General features: G+C 73.2%; 20 protein-coding genes. 7 read left to right on the top strand and 13 right to left on the bottom strand.

Annotated features, from left to right (window positions below):
* Positions 1 to 29 precede the first annotated feature (29 nt).
* On the bottom strand, positions 30 to 212 hold the full coding sequence (locus ACSNN8_RS22360; protein ID WP_436651221.1) for a hypothetical protein: 183 nt from the start codon (positions 210 to 212) through the stop codon (positions 30 to 32).
* 72 nt (positions 213 to 284) lie between these two features.
* A complete protein-coding gene (locus tag ACSNN8_RS22365) occupies positions 285 to 755 on the bottom strand; it encodes a hypothetical protein (protein WP_436651222.1) in 471 nt (156 codons plus the stop codon).
* Between the two features lie 142 nt (positions 756 to 897).
* Here ACSNN8_RS22365 and lipB point away from each other — a divergent pair, with 142 nt between their 5' ends.
* Complete coding sequence (gene lipB / locus ACSNN8_RS22370; RefSeq protein WP_436651223.1) at positions 898 to 1,548, top strand: lipoyl(octanoyl) transferase LipB; 651 nt, start codon at positions 898 to 900, stop codon at positions 1,546 to 1,548.
* Positions 1,549 to 1,565: 17 nt separating this feature from the next.
* Here lipB and ACSNN8_RS22375 read toward each other — a convergent pair whose 3' ends face one another.
* From ACSNN8_RS22375 to ACSNN8_RS22390, 4 genes are all read right to left on the bottom strand, one after another.
* A complete protein-coding gene (locus ACSNN8_RS22375; protein ID WP_436651224.1) occupies positions 1,566 to 2,189 on the bottom strand; it encodes a TetR/AcrR family transcriptional regulator in 624 nt (207 codons plus the stop codon).
* Positions 2,186 to 2,611 (bottom strand): ester cyclase, encoded by a 426-nt coding sequence (locus ACSNN8_RS22380; protein ID WP_436651225.1) that lies wholly within the window; start codon positions 2,609 to 2,611, stop codon positions 2,186 to 2,188. Before ACSNN8_RS22380 ends, ACSNN8_RS22375 begins: the two co-directional genes overlap by 4 nt.
* Positions 2,612 to 2,691: 80 nt before the next feature.
* Complete coding sequence (locus tag ACSNN8_RS22385) at positions 2,692 to 3,354, bottom strand: FhaA domain-containing protein (RefSeq protein ID WP_436651226.1); 663 nt, start codon at positions 3,352 to 3,354, stop codon at positions 2,692 to 2,694.
* A gap of 81 nt (positions 3,355 to 3,435) precedes the next feature.
* Positions 3,436 to 5,802, bottom strand: a complete 2,367-nt coding sequence (locus ACSNN8_RS22390; protein WP_436651227.1) for a beta-glucosidase family protein — start codon at positions 5,800 to 5,802, stop codon at positions 3,436 to 3,438.
* A 33-nt stretch (positions 5,803 to 5,835) separates the two neighbouring features.
* Between ACSNN8_RS22390 and ACSNN8_RS22395 the strand changes: the two genes are divergently transcribed.
* Both ACSNN8_RS22395 and ACSNN8_RS22400 read left to right on the top strand, forming a co-directional pair.
* Positions 5,836 to 6,831 (top strand): LacI family DNA-binding transcriptional regulator, encoded by a 996-nt coding sequence (locus ACSNN8_RS22395; RefSeq protein ID WP_436651228.1) that lies wholly within the window; start codon positions 5,836 to 5,838, stop codon positions 6,829 to 6,831.
* Between the two features lie 51 nt (positions 6,832 to 6,882).
* Positions 6,883 to 7,641, top strand: coding sequence for a class I SAM-dependent methyltransferase (locus ACSNN8_RS22400; protein WP_436651229.1), 759 nt, complete (start codon positions 6,883 to 6,885; stop codon positions 7,639 to 7,641).
* Between the two features lie 10 nt (positions 7,642 to 7,651).
* On the opposite strand, the gene ACSNN8_RS22405 is transcribed toward ACSNN8_RS22400, so the two are convergent.
* The 6 genes from ACSNN8_RS22405 to ACSNN8_RS22430 all read right to left on the bottom strand — a co-directional run bounded on the left by ACSNN8_RS22405 (position 7,652) and on the right by ACSNN8_RS22430 (position 15,667).
* Positions 7,652 to 9,016: an MFS transporter gene (locus ACSNN8_RS22405; protein WP_436651230.1), complete on the bottom strand. Its 1,365-nt coding sequence runs from the start codon at positions 9,014 to 9,016 to the stop codon at positions 7,652 to 7,654.
* A gap of 787 nt (positions 9,017 to 9,803) precedes the next feature.
* Complete coding sequence (locus tag ACSNN8_RS22410; protein WP_436651231.1) at positions 9,804 to 10,367, bottom strand: histidine phosphatase family protein; 564 nt, start codon at positions 10,365 to 10,367, stop codon at positions 9,804 to 9,806.
* A 65-nt stretch (positions 10,368 to 10,432) separates the two neighbouring features.
* A complete protein-coding gene (fxlM, locus tag ACSNN8_RS22415) occupies positions 10,433 to 11,647 on the bottom strand; it encodes a methyltransferase, FxLD system (RefSeq protein ID WP_436651232.1) in 1,215 nt (404 codons plus the stop codon).
* 87 nt (positions 11,648 to 11,734) lie between these two features.
* Positions 11,735 to 12,334: an FMN reductase gene (locus ACSNN8_RS22420; protein ID WP_436651233.1), complete on the bottom strand. Its 600-nt coding sequence runs from the start codon at positions 12,332 to 12,334 to the stop codon at positions 11,735 to 11,737.
* Positions 12,331 to 13,449, bottom strand: coding sequence for an LLM class flavin-dependent oxidoreductase (locus ACSNN8_RS22425; RefSeq protein ID WP_436651234.1), 1,119 nt, complete (start codon positions 13,447 to 13,449; stop codon positions 12,331 to 12,333). Before ACSNN8_RS22425 ends, ACSNN8_RS22420 begins: the two co-directional genes overlap by 4 nt.
* A 250-nt stretch (positions 13,450 to 13,699) precedes the next feature.
* On the bottom strand, positions 13,700 to 15,667 hold the full coding sequence (locus tag ACSNN8_RS22430; RefSeq protein WP_436651235.1) for a glycosyltransferase family 39 protein: 1,968 nt from the start codon (positions 15,665 to 15,667) through the stop codon (positions 13,700 to 13,702).
* Positions 15,668 to 15,911: 244 nt separating this feature from the next.
* Between ACSNN8_RS22430 and pgi the strand changes: the two genes are divergently transcribed.
* The 4 genes from pgi (at position 15,912) to ACSNN8_RS22450 (ending at position 21,701) form a co-directional block, all read left to right on the top strand.
* Positions 15,912 to 17,543: a glucose-6-phosphate isomerase gene (gene pgi / locus ACSNN8_RS22435; protein ID WP_436651236.1), complete on the top strand. Its 1,632-nt coding sequence runs from the start codon at positions 15,912 to 15,914 to the stop codon at positions 17,541 to 17,543.
* A 42-nt stretch (positions 17,544 to 17,585) separates the two neighbouring features.
* Entirely contained in the window at positions 17,586 to 18,674 is a 1,089-nt protein-coding gene (locus tag ACSNN8_RS22440) for a winged helix DNA-binding domain-containing protein (RefSeq protein WP_436651237.1), read from the top strand.
* Positions 18,675 to 18,738: 64 nt separating this feature from the next.
* Entirely contained in the window at positions 18,739 to 20,091 is a 1,353-nt protein-coding gene (locus ACSNN8_RS22445) for a glycosyl hydrolase family 18 protein (RefSeq protein ID WP_436651238.1), read from the top strand.
* A 137-nt stretch (positions 20,092 to 20,228) separates the two neighbouring features.
* The gene (locus tag ACSNN8_RS22450) at positions 20,229 to 21,701 is read left to right on the top strand and encodes a DUF6879 family protein (protein ID WP_436651239.1); all 1,473 of its coding nucleotides are present in this window, start codon (positions 20,229 to 20,231) and stop codon (positions 21,699 to 21,701) included.
* 3 nt (positions 21,702 to 21,704) lie between these two features.
* Here ACSNN8_RS22450 and ACSNN8_RS22455 read toward each other — a convergent pair whose 3' ends face one another.
* A complete protein-coding gene (locus ACSNN8_RS22455) occupies positions 21,705 to 22,850 on the bottom strand; it encodes a TIR domain-containing protein (RefSeq protein WP_436651240.1) in 1,146 nt (381 codons plus the stop codon).
* Positions 22,851 to 22,878 lie beyond the last annotated feature (28 nt).

Below are 22,878 nucleotides of genomic sequence, written 5' to 3' on the forward strand. Positions count from 1 at the left end.
TATCAATCGGCACCTATCACGGCTGTGGCTCAGTCGTCGTCGTCATCCCCCTCGCCGTCGTCACCGTCGTCGTCGCCGTCGCCGCCGGGGCAGCCCGACAGGGTCAGCACGGTGGCAGCGCCGCCGGCCAGCAGCAGCGCGCGGCCGAAGAGCGCACGCCGGTTGAACCGTTCCTCGCGGGGTGGGGCGTCGTCCCGGGTCAGTTCCTCCATGTCCGCATTCTGGCAGCACGCGGACCGGTCCGGCGAGGTCCGGCCGGACAGGGTGACAGGGAGGCGTGGCGGTCAGCGGCGGCCCTGGTCGTTGAGGACGGCCCAGCGGCCGGCGAGGTCGCGGCGGCGGCAGGCCACGAGGTGGCTCGCCAGGATGGCGGGCTGGCCGCCGCGGACGCAGGCGTCGGCCCCGGCGGTCAGCACGCCGGCGACCAGCTCGGCCGGCGCCGCCTCGTCGACCAGCGCGACGACGACCGCCCGGGAGGGCAGCACGCGGCGGGCGGTCGCCACCTCGTGGACCGAGGCGCCGGCGAACAGCACGATCTCGTCCGGCCGCAGGTCGTCGAGGTCGGCCGCGCGGCGCAGCGACCACCCGGCGGGCAGGTGGTGGGCCAGCCCGGCGACGCGCCCGGGCGGCCCGAAGTAGGCCACCGCGGGCAGCGGGCCGCGGGTGGTGGGCAGCGCCGCCGGGTTGATCGGCAGGTCCGTCGCGGTGGCGGTGAAGCTGCGGTGGCCGGTGTTGCGGTTCAGCTGGACGAGCATGGCGCCGATCCCCCTAGGTGCTCGGTGACGTAACACCCTTCACGATTCGCCCGCTGCCTGAGCCACGGATGTGCCTTGCCTGTGCGTTTGTTGTCATCCTCACCGATGATCCGCGCGGTTCCCCGCGTGGCAGGATGGCGGGGTGGGGATCGAGTTCGGGCAGGGGCTCACACGCGTCGACCTGGGAGAGGTCGGCTATCGCGAGGGGCTGCGGCTGATGGCCGGCTGGGTCGAGCAGCGACGGGCGGACGCCGCCCCCGACCGGCTCTTCCTGCTGAGCCACCCGGCGGTCGTCACGTACGGCAAGCACACCCCGGCCACCGACCTGCCGCGCCCGGAGGACGGGCTGGAGACCGTGGAGGTCGACCGGGGTGGGCACGCCACCTATCACGGGCCCGGGCAGCTGGTCGGCTATCTGGTCGTGGACCTGCACCGGGGCGGGCCGGCCGACGTCGTACGGTGGCTCGAGAACGGGCTGATCGCGGCGCTCGGCGACCTGGGGTTCCCCGCGCTGCGGCGCGACACGCCCCGGGGCGCGGACAGCCTGGTCGGGGTGTGGACACCGGAGCACCACAAGCTGGTGTCGATCGGCATGCGGATCCGGGGCGGGGTGACCAGCCACGGGTTCGCCCTCAACGTGGACCCGGACCTGAGCGTCTACGACCGTTTCACGGCGTGCCGGCTCGAGGGCGTCACGATGACCTCGCTGCGCCGCCTGACCGACGAACGCGGCCGCGACCTGCCCGGCGACCAGCAGATCCGCGACGCGATCGCGGCCCGCCTCGGCGCCTGACGGACCGCGCCGGCCGGCTACGGCAGCAGCGCGTGCGCCATCGTGTCGGCCAGCCACGACTCGTACCGGCCCAGGGACCAGCCGCGGTGCTGGACCAGGCGCAGGACCAGTTCCGGGGCGGTGAGCGTCCAGAGGATGTCGGCGGCGTCCGCGACGGTGACGCCCGGGCGCAGGCCGAAACGGTCGTGCAGAAGCTCGGCGATCGCGGCGTTGCCGGTGGCGCGCTCGGTCTCGATCGTGGTGACGAACGCGCGCACCTCGGGGTCGCCCTGGTCGAGCACGACCGGCAACAGCGGGGCCGCCCGCCCGTACAGCTCCCGGCCCAGACGGGCGTAGAGGGCCAGGAAGGTGCGCGGGTCGGTGGCCGCGTGCATCGCCCGCACCGTCGGGCGTTGCATGATCGGGATGGGCTCGTCGTCGCCCGCGAGCAGGGTGTCGTAGACCGCCTTGAGGACCGCCGCCTTGCCGCCGACGGTGTTGTAGACGGTCTGCACGCTGACGCCGGCCCGGTGGGCGATCGCCTCGATCGTCGCGCCGTGGTAGCCGCGGTGCAGCAGCAGGGCCCGGGCGGCGTCGAGCACCCGTTGCCGGGTGGCGCGGCGTTGTTCCGCCCGGACCTCGCTGGAGTAGCGCCGGGTCACCTCAGCGCGACCGGCTCGGGGGCCGGCAGCGCGCCGACCTGCCAGAGCGCGCTGAGCTCGTCGCGGACGCCCCAGTGATCGGTGAGCACACCGCCCTGCTCGCGGTACAGGTGCATCGTCGGCATCGCGTACGGCCGCCCGGTCGCCGGGAAGCCGAGGTGGTCGCTGTTGTGGATGCCGTGCGCGGTCGCCCGTACGGCCACCAGGTCGCCGGCGGCGACGACCTGGTGCACCTCGTAGCGCAGCCGCAGCACGGTGGTCAGGAAGGCCATGATCTGCAGGTAGCCCGCCCGCCCCTGCGGCGCCCACTCCGGCGCCGCGTGATCGGCGAAGTCCTCCGCGACGAGCGGGCCGATCCGCTCGACGTCGCCACCGCTGAGCGCGGCGAGGACCTCACGTGCCAGTTTCTCCGCGGTATTCATGAGAACCACGTTCCATCCGACGGCGCCGCCCGGGCAATCTCGTTGGAGAGATCCGCGCCCGCGTCCCAGCGAATCCGCCGTCAGCGCAGGCGCAGCGTCAGCGCCGTGCCGCCGACCTCGATCGTGTCGCCGGGGCGCAGGTCGACGGTGGCGACGGGGTGGCCGTTGACCCGGGTGCCGTTGTGCGAGCCCAGGTCGGTCAGCGTGATCCGGTCGGGGTGCACCTCGACGATCAGGTGGCGGCGGGACACGCCGGGGTCGCGCAGGCGTACGCCCGCCTCCCGGTCGCGGCCCAGGACGGTGAGCCCGGCGGACAGGCCCCACACCTGGCCCTCGGCGCTCACCAGCGTCGCGACCGCGGCGTCCGGCGGCGGGGCCGGGCGCGGCGGCGGGGGGTCGGGCTGCAGCAGCGCCGCCACCCGGAACGTGCCCGCGTCGAGGTCGTCGCCGAGGAACACCTCGACCGACACGTCGCCGTAGACGATCCACGCCCGCTCGGCGATCAGCGCGGCCTGCCGGATCGCGAGCTCCTGCGCGAGCTGGGCGGCGTGCGGCGCCCAGCGCCGGTGGTCGTAGGCGGACAGGCCGACGGTGTAGTGGTTGGGCACCAGCGTGCGGTCGCCGCCGAGCAGCGCCTTGTGCCGCTCGGCCTCGCGCCGCATGGCGTCCAGCACGTCCTCGGGACGCACCGCACCGGCGAGCTCGAGGCCCTCGAGCCCCAGGCGTTCGGGTGCAGCGGTCACGGTGTCATCCAGGCATGGTCGTACGTCGCGGCGGCCGGTCGGAACTGCAGGTGACGAGTATGCCAGGCGGGCGCCCCCCGATCAGGAAACCGTCGCCCGGATGTCGCCCAGGCCGCGCGCCACCAGGAACTGCCCGCCGTCGGCGAGGCGGCCCGACCAGGAGTGCGACGCGGCGTCCCACTTGCGCCACAGCCGCCGGTCCGTGTGCACCGTCACACGCGCCGACCTGCCCGGCTCGACGGTCACCGACGTCCAGCCGACCAGCCGGACGGGCTCCTCGCGCTCGACCGGGCGCAGGTACACCTGCACCACCTCGCGGCTCTCGCGCCGCCCGACGTTGGACACGGTCACGGTGATCGACGGCGCGTCGCCGGTCACCAGCCGCACGTCGCTGTACTGCCACTCGCCGTACCCGAGCCCGTGCCCCAGCCAGAACGCCGGCGCGGGGGCCCGCCCCGCGTGGTGCCCGCGATAGCCGACGAACCGACCTTCCGCGTACGCCAACCGGCCGTCCACCGGCGTCACCGACCACGCCGGCGAGGCCCCGTCGGCGGCCGGGAACGTGGTGACCAGCCGCCCGGCGGGTTCGATGTCGCCGAGCAGGGCCGCCGCCACCGCGTGCCCGCCCTCCTGCCCGGGCAGCCCGGCCAGCAGCACCGCGTCCACCCGCGGCAGCCACGGCATCAGCACCGGCGTCGCGGCGTTGACGACCACGACCGTCCGCGCCGCCGCGCCCGCCACGGCCTCCACCAGCTCGTCCTGCGCGCCGGGCAGCCGCAGCGTCGTCTTGTCGACCGCCTCGGTCTCCTGCTCCTCGGTGAGGCCCACGACCACCACGGCCACGTCCGCGGCCGCCGCCGCCCGCACCGCGTCGTCGATCACGTCGACCGTCTCGCGCGCCGCCGCCCGGCCGATCAGCCCGTAGAGCCCCATCCCGTCGATGGCGACGGACGCCTCCAGGCGGTCCACGTCGGCCGTGATCACCTCGGTCGGCGGCGTCAGCACCTCCTCGCCCATCCCGGAGCCGGAGGTGCGCAGGGTGAACGACCGGCCCAGCACCGACCAGTCACCCACCCCGAGGACGCCGAGCTCGGCCGGCCCGTCCGCGTGCACGTCGGCGACGAGGCGGGCCGACGCGACGGTCCCGGTGAAGTCGTCGTCCATGCCGATCATGGTCTTGGCCTGGGGGCAGAAGCGGCGCTCGAGCTCCGCGCCGTCCGCGTCGCAGAGGATGACGTCGATGCCGGCCAGGCCGTTGGACGGCGCGGTGAGGAACCCGCCGCGGGCCGGCACCGGGCGCGTCCGCACGTCCACCCCGTCGACCACGGTCACCCGGTCGCCGAGCAGCGCGGTCAGCCCCTCGGCGACGCTGACCTGGTACGGCGGGTTGACGCCGGCCGAGCCGCCGCCCATGTCGATCGTCTCGACCGCGTGCCGGCCGATCAGCGCCACGCTCGCGGACCGGTCCAGCGGCAGCAGGTCGTGGTCGTTCTTGAGCACGGTGATGCCGCTCGCCGCCAGCCGGGTCAACTGCTCCTGGCGTACGTCCGAGGTGGGCCCGGGAAGGCCGGCCGGGTACGTGCGCGGCTCGCCCAGGGCCCCCACCCGCTCGGCCAGCCGCAGCAGCCGGGTCACGTGGTCGTCGATCACCGCCTCGTCCACCTCGCCGGCGCGCACGGCCGCGACCAGCGCGTCGCCCCACGGCCCGTCCGGTCCGGGCATCACCAGGTCGAGCCCGCCGTTGGCCGCCGGCGCCGCCGTCCGGGTGGCGAACCAGTCCGACATGATCAGCCCGTCGTAGCCCCAGGCGCCCTTGACGACCTGGTTGTTGACGTAGTCGTGCTCGGTGGCGGGCACGCCGTTGACGTCGTTGTACGCCGCCATGATCGACCACGCGCCGGCGTCGGCGACCGCGATCTCGAACGGCAGCAGGTACAGCTCGTGCAGCGTGCGCTCGTCGACCACCGAGCTGACCGTGTTGCGCTCGGTCTCGCTCTCGTTGGCGACCAGGTGCTTGAGGCACGCGCCCACGCCGCTGTCCTGCAGGCCGCGCACGTAGGCGGCGGCCAGCCGGCCGGTCAGCAGCGGGTCCTCCGAGTACGCCTCGAACAGCCGCCCGCCCAGCGGGGAACGGTGCAGGTTGATGGTCGGCCCCAGCACGACGTGGATGCCCTGCGCCATCGCCTCCTCGGCGAGCAGCCGTCCCACCTCGTACGCGGTCTGCTCGTCCCACGTCGAGGCGAGCAGCGTGGCGTTGGGGAACAGCGTCACCACCGGGCCGCCGACGAACTTGAGCCCCCGTACGCCCGTCGGCCCGTCCGAGAAGCGCATCTCGCGCAGCCCGATCGACGGGTCCTCCGCGAGCGTGAACGCCGTGGCGCCGGTGAGCAGGCGCACCTTGGCGGGCAGGTCGAGCGACTTGACGAGGGCGGGGAGGTCAGCGGCCATGCCCCCATGGTTACACGTGTAAGTTTGGATGTCATGGCCGACTCAACGACGAAGCGGGTCACCAGCGCCGACGTCGCCCGGCTCGCCGGGGTCTCGCGCGCCACGGTCAGCTACGTGCTCAACGACACGCCGCGGCAGACCATCTCGCCCGCCACCCGCGACCGCGTGCTCGCCGCCGCCGCCGACCTCGGCTACTCCCCGTCGGCCGCCGCCCGCACGCTGCGCACCGGCCGCTCCGACGTGGTGCTCTGCCTGCTGCCCGACTGGCCGATCGGCCCCGAGGTCGGCTCGATGCTCGGCGAGCTGTCCGCCGCGCTCAGCCGCCACGGCCTCACGCTGGTCGTGCACCCCGGCAACCGCGCGGACCGCCCGATGAGCGAGCTGTGGAAGGCGATCACCCCCGCCGCGGTCATCGCGTACACCGAGTTCTCCGACGCCGAGATCGCCGCCATGCGCTCGGCCGGCGTCGCGCTGGTCGTGGCCGTCTCCCGGCGCGGCCGCGGGCGGGTGCTGGCCGTGCCGCAGGAGCTGATCGGGCGTCGCCAGGCCGAGCACCTCGTGCAGCGGGGGCACACCCGGCTCGGCTTCGCCTACCCGGACGACCAGCGCGTGCGGTTCTTCGCCGAGCCGCGGCTGGCCGGGGTCCGGGCCGTCTGCGCCGGGCGGAAGCTGCCCACGCCGGTGGGTCTGACGGTCCCGCTCGACCCGGCGGTCGCGGGCGAGGCCGTACGCCGGTGGCTGGACACGGGGGTCACCGCCGTGTGCGCCTACAACGACGAGGTCGCGCTCGCGGTGCTGGCCGGCGCCCGCGACGCCGGGGTGGCCGTGCCCGGCTCGCTCGCGGTGATCGGCGTCGACGACATCCCGCCGGCCCGGCTGTCCGACCCGCCGCTGACCACCGTCACCACCGACCAGGTCGTCGTGGGCGCCCACCTGGCCGCCACCGTCGTCGCCGCGATGAGCGGCCGGACCGGGCCCGAGCTGCCGGCCGCCGACATCGTCCGCGTCGTGCCCCGCCGGTCCGCCTAGCACCGGCCCGGGCCGCTCAAATCGGTTGACCGCGCCGACACGATGGGAGGCGTGCGGACCTTCGAGGAACTGGTCGGCGAGGCAGCCGGCGCGGACGTGACCGGCTGGAGCTTCGACTGGCTGGACGGGCGGGCGACCGAGCAGCGGCCGCCGTGGGGCTACTCGCGGCTGCTCGCGGCGCGCCTGGCCACCGTCGCGTCGGCCCTCGACATCGACACCGGCGGCGGCGAGACGATCGCCGGGGCGCCGCACCTGCCGCCCCGGATGGCCGTCACCGAGGGGTGGGAGCCCAACGTGCTCCGCGCCCGCCGCCTGCTGTCCCCGCGCGGCGTGCAGGTGGTCCACGCCGTCCCCGGCGCGCCGCTGCCGTTCCCCGACGCCGGCTTCGAGCTGGTCAGCAGCCGTCATCCGGTCGCCCCCGACTGGCCCGAGATCGCCCGCGTGCTGGCCCCCGGCGGCGCCTACCTGGCCCAGCACGTCGGGCCGGCGTCCGCGTTCGAGCTGATCGAGTGGTTCCGCGGCCCGCTCACCCGCGAACGCGCGAGCCGCGACCCCGAGCGCGAGGCCGCGGCGGCGCGGTCGGCCGGGCTGCAGGTCGTGGACCTGCGGACGGCGCGGTGCCGGATGGAGCTGCTGGACGTCGGCGCGGCCGTCTACCTGCTGCGCAAGTGCGTCTGGTGGGTACCGGACTTCACCGTCGACCGCTACGAGCCGGCCCTGCGCCGGCTCGACGCGCACATCCGCGAGCACGGCTCGTTCGTCGCCCACTCCACCCGTACGCTCCTCGAAGCCCGCCGTCCGGCCCGCTGACCCGCACCGGTCAGCGCCCGGCCACGACGTTCCCGGCGGTGGCGGGCAGGCGGAACGCCTCGACCGCGGGAACCACGAGCAGAGCGGCCAGCGCGAGGAACGCCACCCGGAACGGCTCGTCGCTGAACGAGCCGCCCAGCCGGACGAGCAGGGCGCCCAGCGCCACCCCGAGCCCCGAGCCCAGCTCCTGCACCGTGGACATCAGCGTGTTGGCCCCGGTCATGCGGGCGGGCTCGACGTCGGCGAAGGCGACCGTGTTGTAGGTGGTGAAACCGGTCGAGCGGAAGATGCCGCTGAGCGCTAGCACGGCGAGGACCACGACCAGCGGGGTGGCGGCGCGCAGCAGGGCGATGCCGGCCAGGCACGCGGCGGAGGCGGCGATCGAGGCCAGCATGACAGTGCGGATGCCGAAGCGGCGCATCAGCGGGGTGGTGGCGGGCTTGATGCCGATGTTGCCGGCGAACAGCGCGATCACCACGAGGCCGGCCTGCGCGGCGGTCCAGCCGAAGCCGAGCTGGAACAGCAACGGCAGCAGAAACGGGATCGCGGTGATGACGGCGCGGAACACCGAGCCGCCGAGCGCAGTCACCCGATACGTGCGCACGCGCAGAATGCGCAGGTCGACCAGGGGGTTCGCGGACCGCATCAGGTATGCGGCGGCGCTGCCGAGCCCCACCGCGGACACCACGAGCAGGCCGATCGCGACCGGCCAGCGCGGGTGCGGCTCGGCCACCCCCTCGAGCCCCGCCACCAGCGCGGCCGTCGAACACGCCACCAGCAGGAAGCCCCGCCAGTCCAGCCGCCCCGCGTCGTCGGCGCGCACGTCCGGGACCAGCCGGCGGGCGAGCACCAGCGCGGCCACCCCGAGCGGCACGTTGAGCACGAAGATCCAGCGCCAGGACGCGTACGTGCTCAGCACCCCGCCGAGCGCCGGAGCGATCAACGGGGCGGCGAGCGCCGGCCAGGTCAGGTACGCGATGGCCCGTACGAGATCGGTCTTGGCCGTCGTCCGGATCACCACGAGCCGGCCCACCGGCACCATCAGCGCGCCGCCGACGCCCTGCAGCACCCGGGTGCCGACCAGCATCGGCAGGTTGACCGCCGCGGCGCACCCCGCCGAGGCCAGCGTGAACACGACGATCGCCACGGCGAACACCCGGCGGGCGCCGTAACGCTCGGTGAGCCAGCCGCTGACCGGGATGAGCACCGCCAGCGTCAGCAGGTAGGCGGTGATCGCCACGTTCACGGTGACCGGCCGCACCCCGAGGTCCTCCGCGATGTGCGGCGCCGCCGGGGCGATCACCGTCGCGTCGAGGATCTCCATGAAGAACGCGCCCGCCACCAGCAGCGCAAGCCCCCGGGCGCGGCGATCCATGCCCCGATCATCGGTCGCGGCGGTGTCTTCCGCCAGGCAGGACCCCGGATCGGCACGGCACGCGGTCGCCGATCACATGGTGCACGGCGATTGGCCGTCGGTCGTGGTGAGCGGCTTTCCGGCGCCGCCCGATTCGATCACCAGATGGGCGACCGCCTGCCCGCCGCCCGAGTCGATCATCCGGTGAACCGCCGCTTTCTGCCGCAGCCCGTTTCGATCATCTGGTGGGCGGCCGCTTCCCGCCGCCGTCCGATCACCTGGTGGGCGGCCGCTTCCCGCCGCCGTCCGATCACCTGGTGGGCGGCCGCTTCCCGCCGCCGCCCGATCACCTGGTGGCGGCCGATTCTCGCCGCCGCCCGAGTTGATCACCCGGTGGGCCACCGCCTCCCCCACCCACCCGGGCGCTGAGGCTACGCCATCCGCGGCGCGCGGGGCGCCGGTTGTCCACAGGCGCTGGGCGCTACAGGGGCTCGGTAGTTCGAGAGGCTTGGGCGTTTCAGGCGCTCGAGCGCCCCAAGGGCTCAGGCGTTCCAAGGACCCAGGCGCCTCAGAGGGCTTCACCGGCAGCGGCTCGAGCTGCTCGGCTGCCCCGGGAGGTTCAGCTGCCCCGGGAGGCTCGGCTGCCACAAGGCTCAGGTGCCCGGGAGGCTCAGCTGCCACAAAGGCCCAGCTGCCACAGGGGCTCAGCTGCCCCAGAGGCTCAGCTGCCCCAGAGGCTCAACTGCCTCCGGACGCTCAGCTGCCCCGGACGCTCAGCTGCCCCCGGAGGCTCAGGCATTTCGAGGGCTCAGGCGTTCCAGCAGTCGATCGCCGGGCGGCCGTGGTCGTGGCCGAGGATCGACAGCGTGGCGGTGCCGAGCTTGAGCCGCCCGCCGCCCTCCGCGGGCAGCTCGATCCACCGGGCGCCGACGACCCGCAGCGCGTGGCCGTGCCCGATCAGCGCCACGTCGCCGCCGTCGAGCAGCGGGCGCACCCGGGCGAGGACCCGGTCGATGCGCTCGGCGATCTGCGCGGGCGACTCGCCGCCGGGCGCCCCGTCGCGGAACAGCCACCAGCCCGGGTCGGTCTCGTGGATCTCGGGGGTGGTGATGCCCTCGTACTTGCCGTAGTTCCACTCCGCCAGGTCCTCGGTCGTCTCGGTGACCGTGAGCTCGGCCAGCTCGGCCGTCCGCAGCGCCCGGCGGCGCGGGCTGGAGATCACGGCCGCGAAGCTGCGGTCCTTGACGCGGGCGGCGACGGCCTGGGCCTGGCGCTCCCCCTCCTCGGTGAGGTCGAGATCGGTGTACGACGTGTGCCTGCCCGTCGCGCTCCACTCGGTCTGCCCGTGCCGGATCAGCACGATCTCGCCCATGACTGTGACCCCTTCGTCGGCTCCGCTCCTTTTCTACCCCGGACGGCGCGCTCGCACCGGGGACATCACGGCCAGGCGACGACGATCGAGGTGTGCCGCCGGGCCACGACCAGCCGCAGCTGTTCGCCGGCGGGCGGCAGCGTGCCCGCGGGGTGCACGGTGATGCGCGGGCCGGGCCCGTGCCGGTGCTGCCGGTCCCAGGCGGCGACGAGGTCGACCAGCTCGGCGGCCAGCGCGGGAGCGCCGGCCCCGAAGCCGTGGGCGCCGAACTGCCACGCGCCCGCGGACCGGCGCATCGTCAGGTGGGCCAGGCCGGCGGAGCCGAGCAGGGTGGGGCAGACGAATTTGTTGTCCGGGTCGAGCAGGCCGGCGGTGCGTTCGCGGTCGACCCGGAGGGCGCCGTACGGGCGGGGTTGGCTCGCGAGCCACAGGTGCAGCGACTGGAACGCGTCGCAGTCGTCCCCGTCGACGGTGACCGGCGCCCACGCCTCGACCCGTGGCCGGTCGAGCGCGGAGGCGAGCGCGGCGCCGTCCACCTCGGTGGCGTCGTCCAGCACCAGCACGACGTCGTCGCCGCGCAGCCGCACCCGGCGGACGGGGTCGTTGCCCTCGCCCTGCATCGGCACGAAGCCGCACTGCAGGGTGGCGGTGGCGGCGAGGTGGTCGCCGTGGCGGCGCAGCGTGAGGCAGCGGGTGTTGCCCCGCATCCGTACGGGCGCCACCAGCACGCCGTCCGGCGCGAGCTGCTCGAGCCAGGCCGGCGGGATGTCGCTGGTCTCGACCGTGACCAGGACGGCGTCGTACGGGGCGGCGCCGGGGTGACCGTGCTCGGCGTCGGCCAGGGCGACCTCGACCTGCGGGTAGCCGGCCCGGTCGAGCGCCGCGCGCGCGGCGGCCACCACGTCGGGGTCGATGTCGATGCTGGTCACCGCGCCGGACGCGCCGACGAGCTCGGCGATCAGCGCCGCGTTGCAGCCGCCGGAGCCGATCTCGAGCACCCGGGAGCCCGGCCGCAGCCGTGCGGTCTCGAGCATGTACGCCTGCAGCCACGGCGCGGAGATCGAGCTGGACGCCCGGCCGCGGGCGTCCGTCCTGGTCACGACCACGTCGTCGGCGTACGCGGCACTCAGGTCGGTGCCGGCCGGGGCGAACTCGTGACGCGGCACGGTCAGGAATGCGGCGGCCACGGCCGGGTCGGTGATGCGGCCCCGGGCCGTCAGCCGGTCGACCAGGCGGCGCCGCGCGAGGTCGGGGGTGAGGTCGTCGGAGGCGTCGGTCACCCGGACATCTCTACCGGTCGTCCGGGCCACGCGGCCGACGGCGCGCCCGGGCGGCCACCCGTTCGGGCCGCCCGGGCGCGCCGGTCGTCAGAGCAGATCCTCGAAGTTGACCGTCAGCGCGAAGGGGTCGGCCACCTGCGCGGGCTCGCGACGGCTCACCTCGACGGCCAGTTCCTTCGCGGCGCGGGTGATGCGCGAGCGCAGCGAGCCGTCGGAGGAGTCGGCGCCCCAGTCGTCGCTCGCGGCGAAGACCGCGGTGGGCACGACGACCGCGCGCAGGTAGGCGAACATCGGGCGCAGCGCGTGCTCGAGCACCAGCGAGTGCCGGGCCGTGCCCGCGGTGGCCGCGATCAGCACCGGCTTGTCGGCCAGCGCGTCCTTGTCGAGCACGTCGAAGAACGACTTGAACAGCCCGCTGTAGCCGGCGGTGAAGATCGGCGTCACGGCGATCAGGCCGTCCGCCCCGGCGACCGCGTCCAGGGCGTCCTTGAGCGCCGCGGGCGGGAAGCCGGTGAGCAGGTGGTCGGCGATGTCGTGGGCCAGGCCGCGCAGCTCGATCACCCGCAGGTCGAGGTCCCGCTCGGCGCCGGCCGCGAGCACGGCGCCGGCGAGCTGGTCGGCGAGCAGGCGGGTGGAGGAGGGCTGGCTCAGGCCGGCGGTGACGACGACCAGGGTGCGCTGCTTCATGCCGCGACCTCGTCGTTCTGCGAGGCCTGCGAAAGCTGCGACGCCTGCTTGGCGGCCAGCAGCGACGCGTGGGTGGGGGCGTCCGGCACGTGGGCCGGCTTGAGGGCGGCGAACTCCTTGCGGAGCACGGGCACGACCTCCTCGCCGAGCAGGTCGAGCTGCTCGAGGACCGTCTTCAGCGGCAGGCCGGCGTGGTCCATGAGGAACAGCTGGCGCTGGTAGTCGCCGACGTACTCGCGGAACCCGAGCGTCCGGTCGATGACCTGCTGCGGGCTGCCGACGGTCAGCGGCGTCTCGCGGGTGAAGTCCTCCAGCGACGGCCCGTGTCCGTAGACGGGGGCGTTGTCGAAGTACGGCCGGAACTCCTTGACGGCGTCCTGGCTGTTCTTGCGCATGAACACCTGGCCGCCGAGGCCGACGATGGCCTGGTCGGGGTCGCCGTGGCCGTAGTGGGCGAAGCGCTGCCGGTACAGGGCGATCATCCGCTGGGTGTGCGAGGCGGGCCAGAAGATGTGGTTGGCGAAGAAGCCGTCGCCGTAGTAGGCGGCCTGCTCCGCGATCTCCGGGCTGCGGATCGAGCCGTGCCAGACGAACGGGGGGACGTCGTCGAGCGGGCGCGGCGTCGAGGTGAACGACTGCAGCGGCGTACGGAACTTGCCCTGCCAGTCCACGACGTGCTCGCGCCAGAGCTTGTGCAGCAGCGCGTAGTTCTCGATCGCCAGTGGGATGCCGGCGCGGATGTCCTTGCCGAACCAGGGGTAGACCGGCCCGGTGTTGCCGCGGCCCATCATCAGGTCGACGCGGCCGCCGGACAGGTGCTGCAGCATCGCGAAGTCCTCGGCGATCTTCACCGGGTCGTTGGTGGTGATCAGCGTGGTGGCGGTGCTGAGCAGCAGCTTCTCGGTCTGCGCGGCGATGTACGCCAGCGTGGTGGTCGGCGAGGAGGAGAAGAACGGCTCGTTGTGGTGCTCGCCCAGCGCGAAGACGTCGAGGCCGGCCTGCTCGGCGTGCTTGGCGATCGTGACGATGTCCTTGATGCGCTCGGCCTCCGACGGCGTCCGTCCCGTGGTCGGGTCCGTCGTGATGTCGCTGACGCTGAAGATTCCGAACTGCATGACCCGCTCCTTCTCCCGGCCGGGACCACATCCCGTCGTTGCCACCCACAACATCCCTGCTCCGGCAACTATTTCAAATTCAAAAGAACCACGCTGCGGCGGGGGTCACACCGGCGGGAGCAGGCCTGGTGCCGTTCGGTCACCCGCGAGGATGGCCGGGCCACCGGCGACGTTTGCGGCGCGGCGTTCGAGGGGAACCGCGCCGCAGCCCCGCGTCTGGCGGGACGCGGGGCTGCGGGGACTGCGCCCGTCAGCCGGCCTGCTGGGTGAGGTCGTAGACGGTGGCGCCGCCGACCGTGGTGGCCGTGTAGTGCTCGGCGACCCAGGAGGCGATCTGGCTCGACGCGGTGGAGGTGCCGTCCGAGCCGCGGCCGCCGCCCATGCCGCCCCCGGCGACGTAGTAGGTGATCTCGCCGGCCGCCACGGAGGCCTGGAACTCGGCGAGCGTGGGCGAGGGGTCGCTGCCGTTCCAGCCGCCCAGGGCGATCACCGAGGTGCCGCTGGCCAGCTCGAGGTTCGCGGCCGTGGTGGCGCCGCTGACCGCGGCCGACCACTTCGTGGTGCTGGTCTCCAGGAGGGCGGTGAGCTCGGCGTCGGCGGACTCGCCACCCATGCCGCCACCCATGCCGCCCGCGGCGGAAGGAGCCTCACCGGTGGGAGCCGCACCGGCGGAAGGAGCCGCACCGGCGGACGGCGCGTCACCGGAGCGCGACCCGGGGCGGGTGGAGCCACCCGTACCGCCGAAGGACCCGGACCCCGACGGGCCGGAGGCGGGAATCGAGCCGGTGTGGGCGACGGTCGCGGTCTCCGCCGCGTACGCGGCGCTGCCCGCGCCGGCCGACAGCATGGCGGCGACGAGCGCGACCACCGCAAAGCCGCGCAGCCGCCGCGCCGGAACGAGCAGCGCGAGCGCGGCCCCCACGCCCACCGCGAGCGAGACCCACCGCAGCGCAGGCATCCAGTCGGTGCGCCCGAGCAGCACCCAGCCCCACACCGCCGTCGCCGCGACCATCGCCGCCGGCACCGCCCGTGCGGCGACGTGACCGCCGCGCAGCCACAGGACCCGTCCGCCGACGGCGACCAGCGCGGCGATCCCGGGGGCCAGGGCGACGGTGTAGTACGGGTGGATCGTGCCGCTCATGAACGAGAACGTGAGCCCGGTGACCAGCACCCAGCCGCCCCACAGCACCATCGCGGCGCGGGCGCGGTCGGTGCGCGGCGCGGTCCACGTGAACGCGAGCACGGCGACCAGGGCGATCAGCGCCGCAGGGAGCAGCCAGGAGATCTCGGTGCCCATCGACGAGCCGAACAGCCGCCCGATGCCCGCGGCGCCGCCGAAGCCGACGTTCTGCCCGCCACCGCCTCCGCCGCCGTTGCCCGAGCCGCCGAGGATGCGACCCAGGCCGTTGTAGCCGAGCGCCAGCTCCCACAGCGTGTTGTTGGTGGATCCGGCGATGTACGGCCGCGACGACGCCGGCCACAGCGACACCAGCGCGACGTACCACCCGGCCGAGACGACCAGCGCGAGCCCGGCGACCAGCAGGTCCCGGATGCGGCGGCCGAGGCCGGTGGGCGCGGCGATCAGGTAGACCAGCGCGAACGCGGGCAGCACCAGGAACGCCTGCATCATCTTGGTCAGGAACCCGAACCCCAGGAGTACGCCGGTGAGCGCGAGCCACTTCCACGACGCCTTCTCGACGGCACGTACGGTCGTGTAGGCCCCGGCCGTCATCAGCAGCACGAGCAGCGCGTCCGGGTTGTCGAACCGGAACATCAGCACGGCCACCGGCGTGAGCGCGAGCGCCGCCCCGGCGACCAGCCCGGCCGCCGTACCGAACCAGCGCTTCACCGCCGCGTACAGCAACCACACGCCGGCCACGCCCATCAGCGCCTGCGGAGCCAGGATCGCCCAGCTGTCGACACCGAAGATCCGCGCCGACAGGCCCATCACCCACAGGGCGGCGGGCGGCTTGTCGACGGTGATGGCGTTGCCGGCGTCGAGCGAGCCGAACAGCCACGCCTTCCAGCTCTGCGCCCCGGCCCGCGCGGCGGCGGCGTAGAAGCTGTTGCCCCAGCCCGACGCGCTCAGGTCCCACAGGTAGAGCACCGCGGTGCCCAGCAGCAGCACGAGCACGGGCCAGCGGCGCTCTTGCCGGTCGGCCGGCGTCCGGTGCCGGGGTGGGGAGGCGGCCGTAGGGCGTTCCATCAGCGTCGTCATGCCCGCAACCTTCGGCCGCGCGGCTACGCCCGCTCTGTGGCCGTCCTGTGCGCCGTCTATGAGCCCGGAGGCGGATCGGCTGTTTCCGGGCGGCTCGGTGTTCGGCGGGAGAAGATCCGGGAAAGCTGATGCCGGCGACGGAACGACCTGTTCGACTGGTGATCTCCCCAGCGTCGCCGTTGCCGTGAGCCGATTCGTGCCAGGATGAGGACGAGAGTCCGGGTTCGAGGAAGAGACTAGGACAATGAGCGAACACGTTTCCGACACCACCGAGTGGCAGACGCTGCAGGGTCACGCCGAGAAGTTCGGCGCCGTGCACCTGCGCGAGCTCTTCGCCGGCGACCCGGCGCGCGCCGAGCGCCTCACCGCGCAGGTGGGCGACCTCACCGTCGACTACAGCAAGAACCTGGTCACCGACGAGGTGCTCAGCGCGCTGCTGGCGCTGGCCGCGAAGGCCGGGCTGCGGGAGCGGATCGGCGCGATGTTCGCCGGCGAGCACATCAACGTCACCGAGGACCGGGCCGTGCTGCACACCGCGCTGCGCCTGCCCCGCGACGCGCACCTGGTCGTCGACGGGCAGGACGTGGTGGCCCAGGTGCACGAGGTGCTCGACCGCATGGGCGGCTTCAGCGACCGGGTGCGCTCCGGCGAGTGGACCGGGCACACCGGGCAGCGCATCCGGACGGTCGTCAACATCGGCATCGGCGGCTCCGACCTGGGCCCCGTCATGGCGTACGAGGCTCTGAAGGCCTTCAAGTCGCCCGAGATCGAGTGCCGGTTCATCTCCAACATCGACCCCACGGATCTCTACGAGAAGACGCACGACCTCGACCCGGCCACCACGCTGTTCGTCGTCGTGTCCAAGACCTTCGGCACGCAGGAGACGCTCACCAACGCGACCGAGGCGCGCAACTGGCTGCTCAAGGGCCTGGGCGGCGACCAGTCCGCGGTGGCCAAGCACTTCGTGGCGGTCAGCACCAACGCCCAGCGGGTCTCGGACTTCGGCATCGACACCGAGAACATGTTCGGCTTCTGGGACTGGGTGGGCGGGCGCTACTCGCTGCCCTCCGCGGTCGGCCTGTCCGTCATGATCGCGATCGGCAAGGAGCAGTTCGCCGACATGCTCGGCGGCTACCACACCGTCGACGAGCACTTCCGCACCCAGCCGCTCGAGTCCAACGTGCCGGCGCTGCTGGGCCTGCTCAACGTCTGGTACGACACGTTCCTCGGCGCGCAGTCGCACGCGATCCTGCCGTACTCGCAATATCTGCACCGGTTCGCGGCCTACCTGCAACAGCTCACGATGGAGAGCAACGGCAAGTCCGTACGGCTGGACGGCTCGCCCGCGACGTTCCAGACCGGCGAGGTGTTCTGGGGCGAGCCCGGCACCAACGGCCAGCACGCGTTCTACCAGCTCATCCATCAGGGCACCAAGATGATCCCGGCCGACTTCATCGGGTTCAGCAAGCCCAACCACGACATCGGCGAGATGCACGACCTGTTCATGTCGAACTTCTTCGCCCAGACCGGCGCGCTGGCGTTCGGCCGCACGCTCGACCAGGTGCTCGCCGAGGGCACCGACCCGGAGATCGCGCCGCACCGGGTGATGCAGGGCAACCACCCGACAACGACGATCATCGCGCCCTCGCTGACACCGGCGGTGCTCGGCCAGCTGATCGCTCTCTACGAGCACATCACGTTCACCCAGGGCACGATCTGGCAGATCAACTCGTTCGATCAGTGGGGCGTCGAGCTCGGCAAGGTGATGGCCAACCAGCTCGCGCCCAAGCTGACCTCGTCGTCCGCGCCGGACACCGACGACGACTCGTCGACGAACAACCTGATCAAGCTGTACCGGTCGCAGCGCGGCCGCTGAGTTCCGCGGTTTTTGTCGGACCCGGGCTCTAGGGTCGTCGGCATGGATGCGTCGACGGCCCTGGGGCTACGGATGAGCAGCCTGCTGCTGCGCGGCAACGGTTTCCCGACCGTGGCCGGGACCGTCGAGTGGTTCGGCGCGATGCAGGCTCAAGACGTGAACAGCGGTCTGTGGTCGCTCGGCGCGCGCGTGCCGGGCGCCACCCTCGCCTCGGTGAACGCCGCGCTCGAGGAGAGATCCGTCCTGCGTACGTGGCCCATGCGCGGCACCGTCCACTTCGTGCCCGCGGCCGACGCCCACTGGATGCTCGAGCTGATGGGCGTGCGGGCCCTGGCCGGCGCGACCAAGCGCCGCGAGACCCTGGGGCTCGACGAGAGCACGGTGGACCGCGCGGTCGACGTGCTCGGATCGGCGCTCGCGGGCGGCGGGCGGCTCACCCGCTCGCAGTGCCTGGCCGCGATGGTCGACGGCGGCGTCGAGGTCACCGGTCAGCGCGGATACCACCTGCTGTGGTACGCGTCCCAGCGCGCGGTGACCGCGATCGCGCCGCACGTCGGCAAGGAGCAGACGTTCGTGCTGCTCGACGAGTGGGTGCCCGAGCCCCGGCGGCCGTCCCGCGAGGAGGCGCTGGGCATCATCGCGCTGCGCTACTTCCGCAGCCACGGCCCCGCCTCCCGCAAGGACTTCGCGGGCTGGACGGGCCTCACGATGACCGACTGCCGCACGGGCATCGCCGTCGCCGGCGACCAGTTGACCACCGTGGACGTCGACGGCGCCGAGATGATCGCCGCCACCGCCGCCCTCGACGGCGGGACGACCCCGGACGCCGGCGGCTGGCTCGCGCTTCCCGGGTTCGACGAATACCTGCTGGGCTACAAGGACCGGTCGCTGATGGCGTCGGCGGACGACCTCGCGGCGATCATCCCGGGCGGCAACGGGGTCTTCCGGTCGACGCTCGTGCGCGCCGGTCGGGTGGTGGCGACCTGGACCCGCACGCTCACCCGCAAGGGCGTCACCGTCACCGTGCAGCCGCTCGTCGCCTTCACCCCGGACGATCACGCCGCGGCCGCGGACGCCCTCGGGAAATACGCCGCCTACCTGGAGCTGCCGCTGACTGTTAAGAACCCTTGATATTTATAGGTGTGAACTCCATGATGGGCGTAACGCGGGTCACATACGCATCGGAGGAGTCGCCATGGGTGTCCGTCGTCGATTGCTGGCGCTGGCCGCAGCGCTGTCAGTGGCCTCCGGGGCGTTCGCCGTCGCGGTCGCCGGCGGGGGCACCGCGTCCGCCGCGGTGACGTGCTCCTCGGTCACCTGGACGGAGGGCCCCAGCTACACCGCGGGCCAGCAGGTCACGTACGGCGCGCACCTCTACCAGGCGCTCGTGACGCACACCGCGCACGTCGGCGCGGGCTGGAACCCGGCCTCCACGCCGTCGCTGTGGCGCGACCTCGGCGCCTGCACCGGCGGCGCCACCACCCCGCCGGCCACCACCCCGCCGCCGACAACGACCCCGCCCACGACGCCGCCCACCACCCGGCCGCCGGCCACGACGCCGCCCACCACCCCACCGACGACCCCGCCGACCGGCGCCACCTGCGCGGTGAAGGGCCGCCCGGCCGGCAAGGTGCTGCAGGGCTACTGGGAGAACTGGGACGGCGCGTCCAACGGCGTGCACCCCGGCCTGGGCTGGATCCCGATCAACGACGGCCGCATCACCCAGCACGGCTACAACGTGCTGATGGCGGCGTTCCCGGTGATCCGCTCGGACGGCACGGTGCTGTGGGAGAACGGCATGGACGCCGGCGTCAAGGTGCCCACGGCGGCCGAGATCTGCGCGGCCAAGGCGGCCGGCGCCACGGTGCTGATGTCGATCGGCGGCGCAACCGCGGGCGTCGACCTGAGCTCCGCCGCCGTCGCCGACCGGTTCGTCGCCACCATCGTGCCGATCCTCAAGCAGTACAACTTCGACGGCATCGACATCGACATCGAGACCGGCCTGAGCGGCAGCGGCAGCATCGGCACGCTGTCGACCTCGCAGGCCAACCTGATCCGCATCATCGACGGCGTGCTCGCCGCGATGCCGGCGGGCTTCGGGCTGACCATGGCGCCGGAGACCGCGTACGTCACCGGCGGCTCGGTCACGTACGGCTCGATCTGGGGCTCGTACCTGCCGATCATCAAGAGGTACCTGGACAACGGCCGCCTGTGGTGGCTGAACATGCAGTACTACAACGGCTCCATGTACGGCTGCTCCGGCGACTCGTACGCGGCCGGCACCGTGCAGGGCTTCACCGTGCAGACGCAGTGCCTCAACAACGGCCTGACGATCCAGGGCACGACGATCCGGATCCCGTACGAGAAGCAGGTCCCGGGTCTCCCGGCCCAGCCGGGCGCCGGCGGCGGCTACCTGACGCCCGCGCTGGTCACCCGGGCGTGGAACAGCGTCCCCGGCCTCAAGGGCCTGATGACCTGGTCGATCAACTGGGACGGTTCCCAGGGCTGGACCTTCGGCGACAACGTGAAGCGCCTCCAGGGCCGCTGACCGCGAGGGCGGGGCCCGGCGCGGCAACGCCGGACCCCGCCACCGTCGCTCATTGTCAGCAATCCCGCACTCCCGGTATTGCGCCACGATAGTTGGTGGGATGCAATTGACCACCGGCATGCGGGAGGTGGTGGGCGATGGGCGAAATGGCGCGCCGCCCGGCACGGCACGGGTCGGCGCTCGCGCGCACGGCGTTGCCCGCCGCGGTCACCGGCGGGCTCACCTATCTGATCGCCTACCTGGTCGGTGTGGACCTCGCGACGTGCTTCCTGCTCGCCGTGGTCGTCGGCGGCATCGCGCTGCTGGCCGGGTTCCTGCTCGACCTCGAGCAGCGGCTGAACACGATCGAGCGCCTCGAGCAGGACGGCGTCGCCGGGGTGCGGCGGCTCATCGGCGACACGTTCACCGACATCAGCGAGGCGACCACCCTCTTCGGACAGATCGAGGCGTCCGGCCTGCGCACCGACCTGGTCGCCCAGCTCGTGCGCAACGCCGCAGCCTTCACCTCCGATTCGCCGCCGATCGTCCACCAGTTCGCCCAGGCCAAGCTCAAGGAGACGGCCGACCTGCTCAAGCAGCTCGCCGAGGGCGGCACGGTCACCTACTACGGCGAGGACCGCGACTGGCTGCTCGGGCTCACCCAGCAGGCCGCCGCGAGCATCGACGGCATCACGCTCGCCGCGGTCGACCACGGTCTCTGGTACAGCGAGCTCGGGCAGCGCTACCTCGACGCGCAGCGCCGCGCCGTCATGGCCGGGCGCCGGGTCCGCCGCATCTTCGTGCTCGACGGCACCATGATGGAGCTCGACTCGGAGCTGCGCCAGGCCTACGAGGACCAGCGCCAGATGGGCATCGAGGTGCGCCTGCTCGACCGGTCGGCGATCCCCATCCCGCTGCGCGTGCAGGTGCGCGACCTCATCGTGTTCGACGACATCCTCGCGTACGAGACCACGCCCACCACCGCCGATCCGCACCTCGCGCAGGTGGCCGAGACCCGCCTGGTGCTCACCGCCGAACGGGTGACGGACGCGGTGCAGCTGTTCGCCGAGCTGTGGGAGGTGGCCCGCGAGCTGGCGCCCGCGCCGGAGGTGCCGGTCGACGTCTATCTCGACACCGAGGACGAGACCGAGTCCGACCAGGTGTTCAAGGTGGTCGACGACCTGGCGGTCTGGCTCGGGCACCGGACGCCCGTCGAGGTCGAACGTCACCCGGGGTCGATCTTCCGGCGCGCCAAGACGCGGGTCGCCACCGACCTGCTGCAGACGCAGATGCAGGACCGGGTCGTGCGCCTCGAGCGGGCGCTGCAGCTGGTGCGCGACAACGACCTGCGGGCCGGCGCGGCCGGCGACGGGTACGAGACCCAGGCCGCGATCGCGCTGATCGAGGCGCTCAGCACGATCCCGCACGCGTGTGTGCGGCTGGGCCGGGTGCTGCTGGTGAAGTACACCGGCGCGAGCGGTGCGGTCCTCGTGGTGCGCGACCTCACGCTGCCCGAGATGGAGGTGCTCGAGCAGCACCCGCACCTGCAGACCAGCCCGCAGACGATCCTCGCCGAGCTGGACCGGGCGGTGCGCGACCGGCGCATCCCGCACGCCCGCGAGGGCTCCTGACGCTCAGCCGGCGAGCAGGCCCTCGCGTTCGAGCACCTGGCGGACGGTCTCGAAGGTGGCGCGCAGGTCGCCGCGCGGGAAGCGGATCTGGCCGAGCCCGTCGACGTTGGAGAAGGACTCGCAGCCCTCCTCGATCATGATGATCGCGCGGGAGAAGCCGAGCCGGCCCTGGAACAGCCCGGCCTCGTGGATGACGTTCTGCCGCGCCATGAGCGAGCCGTCGGCGTGCTCGTCCTCGGCGGTCAGCAGCAGGAACGCCACCGCCGCGTTGTCGAGCATCTGCGCCAGGCGGTCGATGTTGGTGGTGCCGGCGATCGGCACGCGGTTGAACTCGTCGTAGGGCAGGTGCAGCCGTTCGACGACGAAGTCCTTGAGGTCGCGCCACAGCGGCGAGTGGCCGTGGCCGATGAAGACGTGGGTGCCCAGCTGGCGGCCGGCGGCGGCGGCCGGGCGCTCGGCCAGCCGCACCAGGTGGACGGCGGCGCGGCTCGCGAGCACGATGAGCTCCTCGACGGCGGCGAACACCGCGTGGATCGCCTGCACCTGGAACAGCATCTCCTCGTGCGGCGCGGCCCGCAGCGCCCGGCCCGCCATGCTGAGGTCGGTGGCGAGGGCCCGGCGACGCTCCTCCAGGTGCCGGTTGACAAGCTCGTCGACGGTCGGCGGCTTGATGCCCTCGACCGCCTGGCGCAGGTCGGCCAGGAACGCGTCGTCGCCGGCCGACAGCAGCGAGAGGACCGCCCACCGTGCGTCCGTGAGCGTCCGCCGGGCGTCGCGCGCCGCGGTGCGCAGCGGCGCCAGGTCGACGTCGCCCGCGGCGCGCAGGATCGCCTCCTGCACCTCGTCGCGGGTGAAGTTGCGCCATTCGGCCTTCAAAAAGCGGTCGCGCAGCACGGTGTCCGTGCTGTTCCCGCCGGTGCCCTCGATGACGTCCGAGAACGGCGTGTTGGCCGGCGGCGGGGAGAAGCTGCTGAAGTACCAGGACGCGTACTCGGTGACGTTCATCCCGCACCACGCGGCGGCGAAGCCTTCCGTCGTACGGGTCACGGCGTCGAGCGTCTCGGCGAACGACGGCTCCCGGGCGGGGGCGGCCACGGCCTCCAGATCGGCGACGACCGCACGCAGCTGTTCCGCATCGCCCAGGGACATGGGCCCATCGTGCCCTATGGACGCACGC

It is taken from the genome of Actinoplanes sp. URMC 104 (assembly GCF_051386375.1).
GTDB lineage: Bacteria > Actinomycetota > Actinomycetes > Mycobacteriales > Micromonosporaceae > Actinoplanes.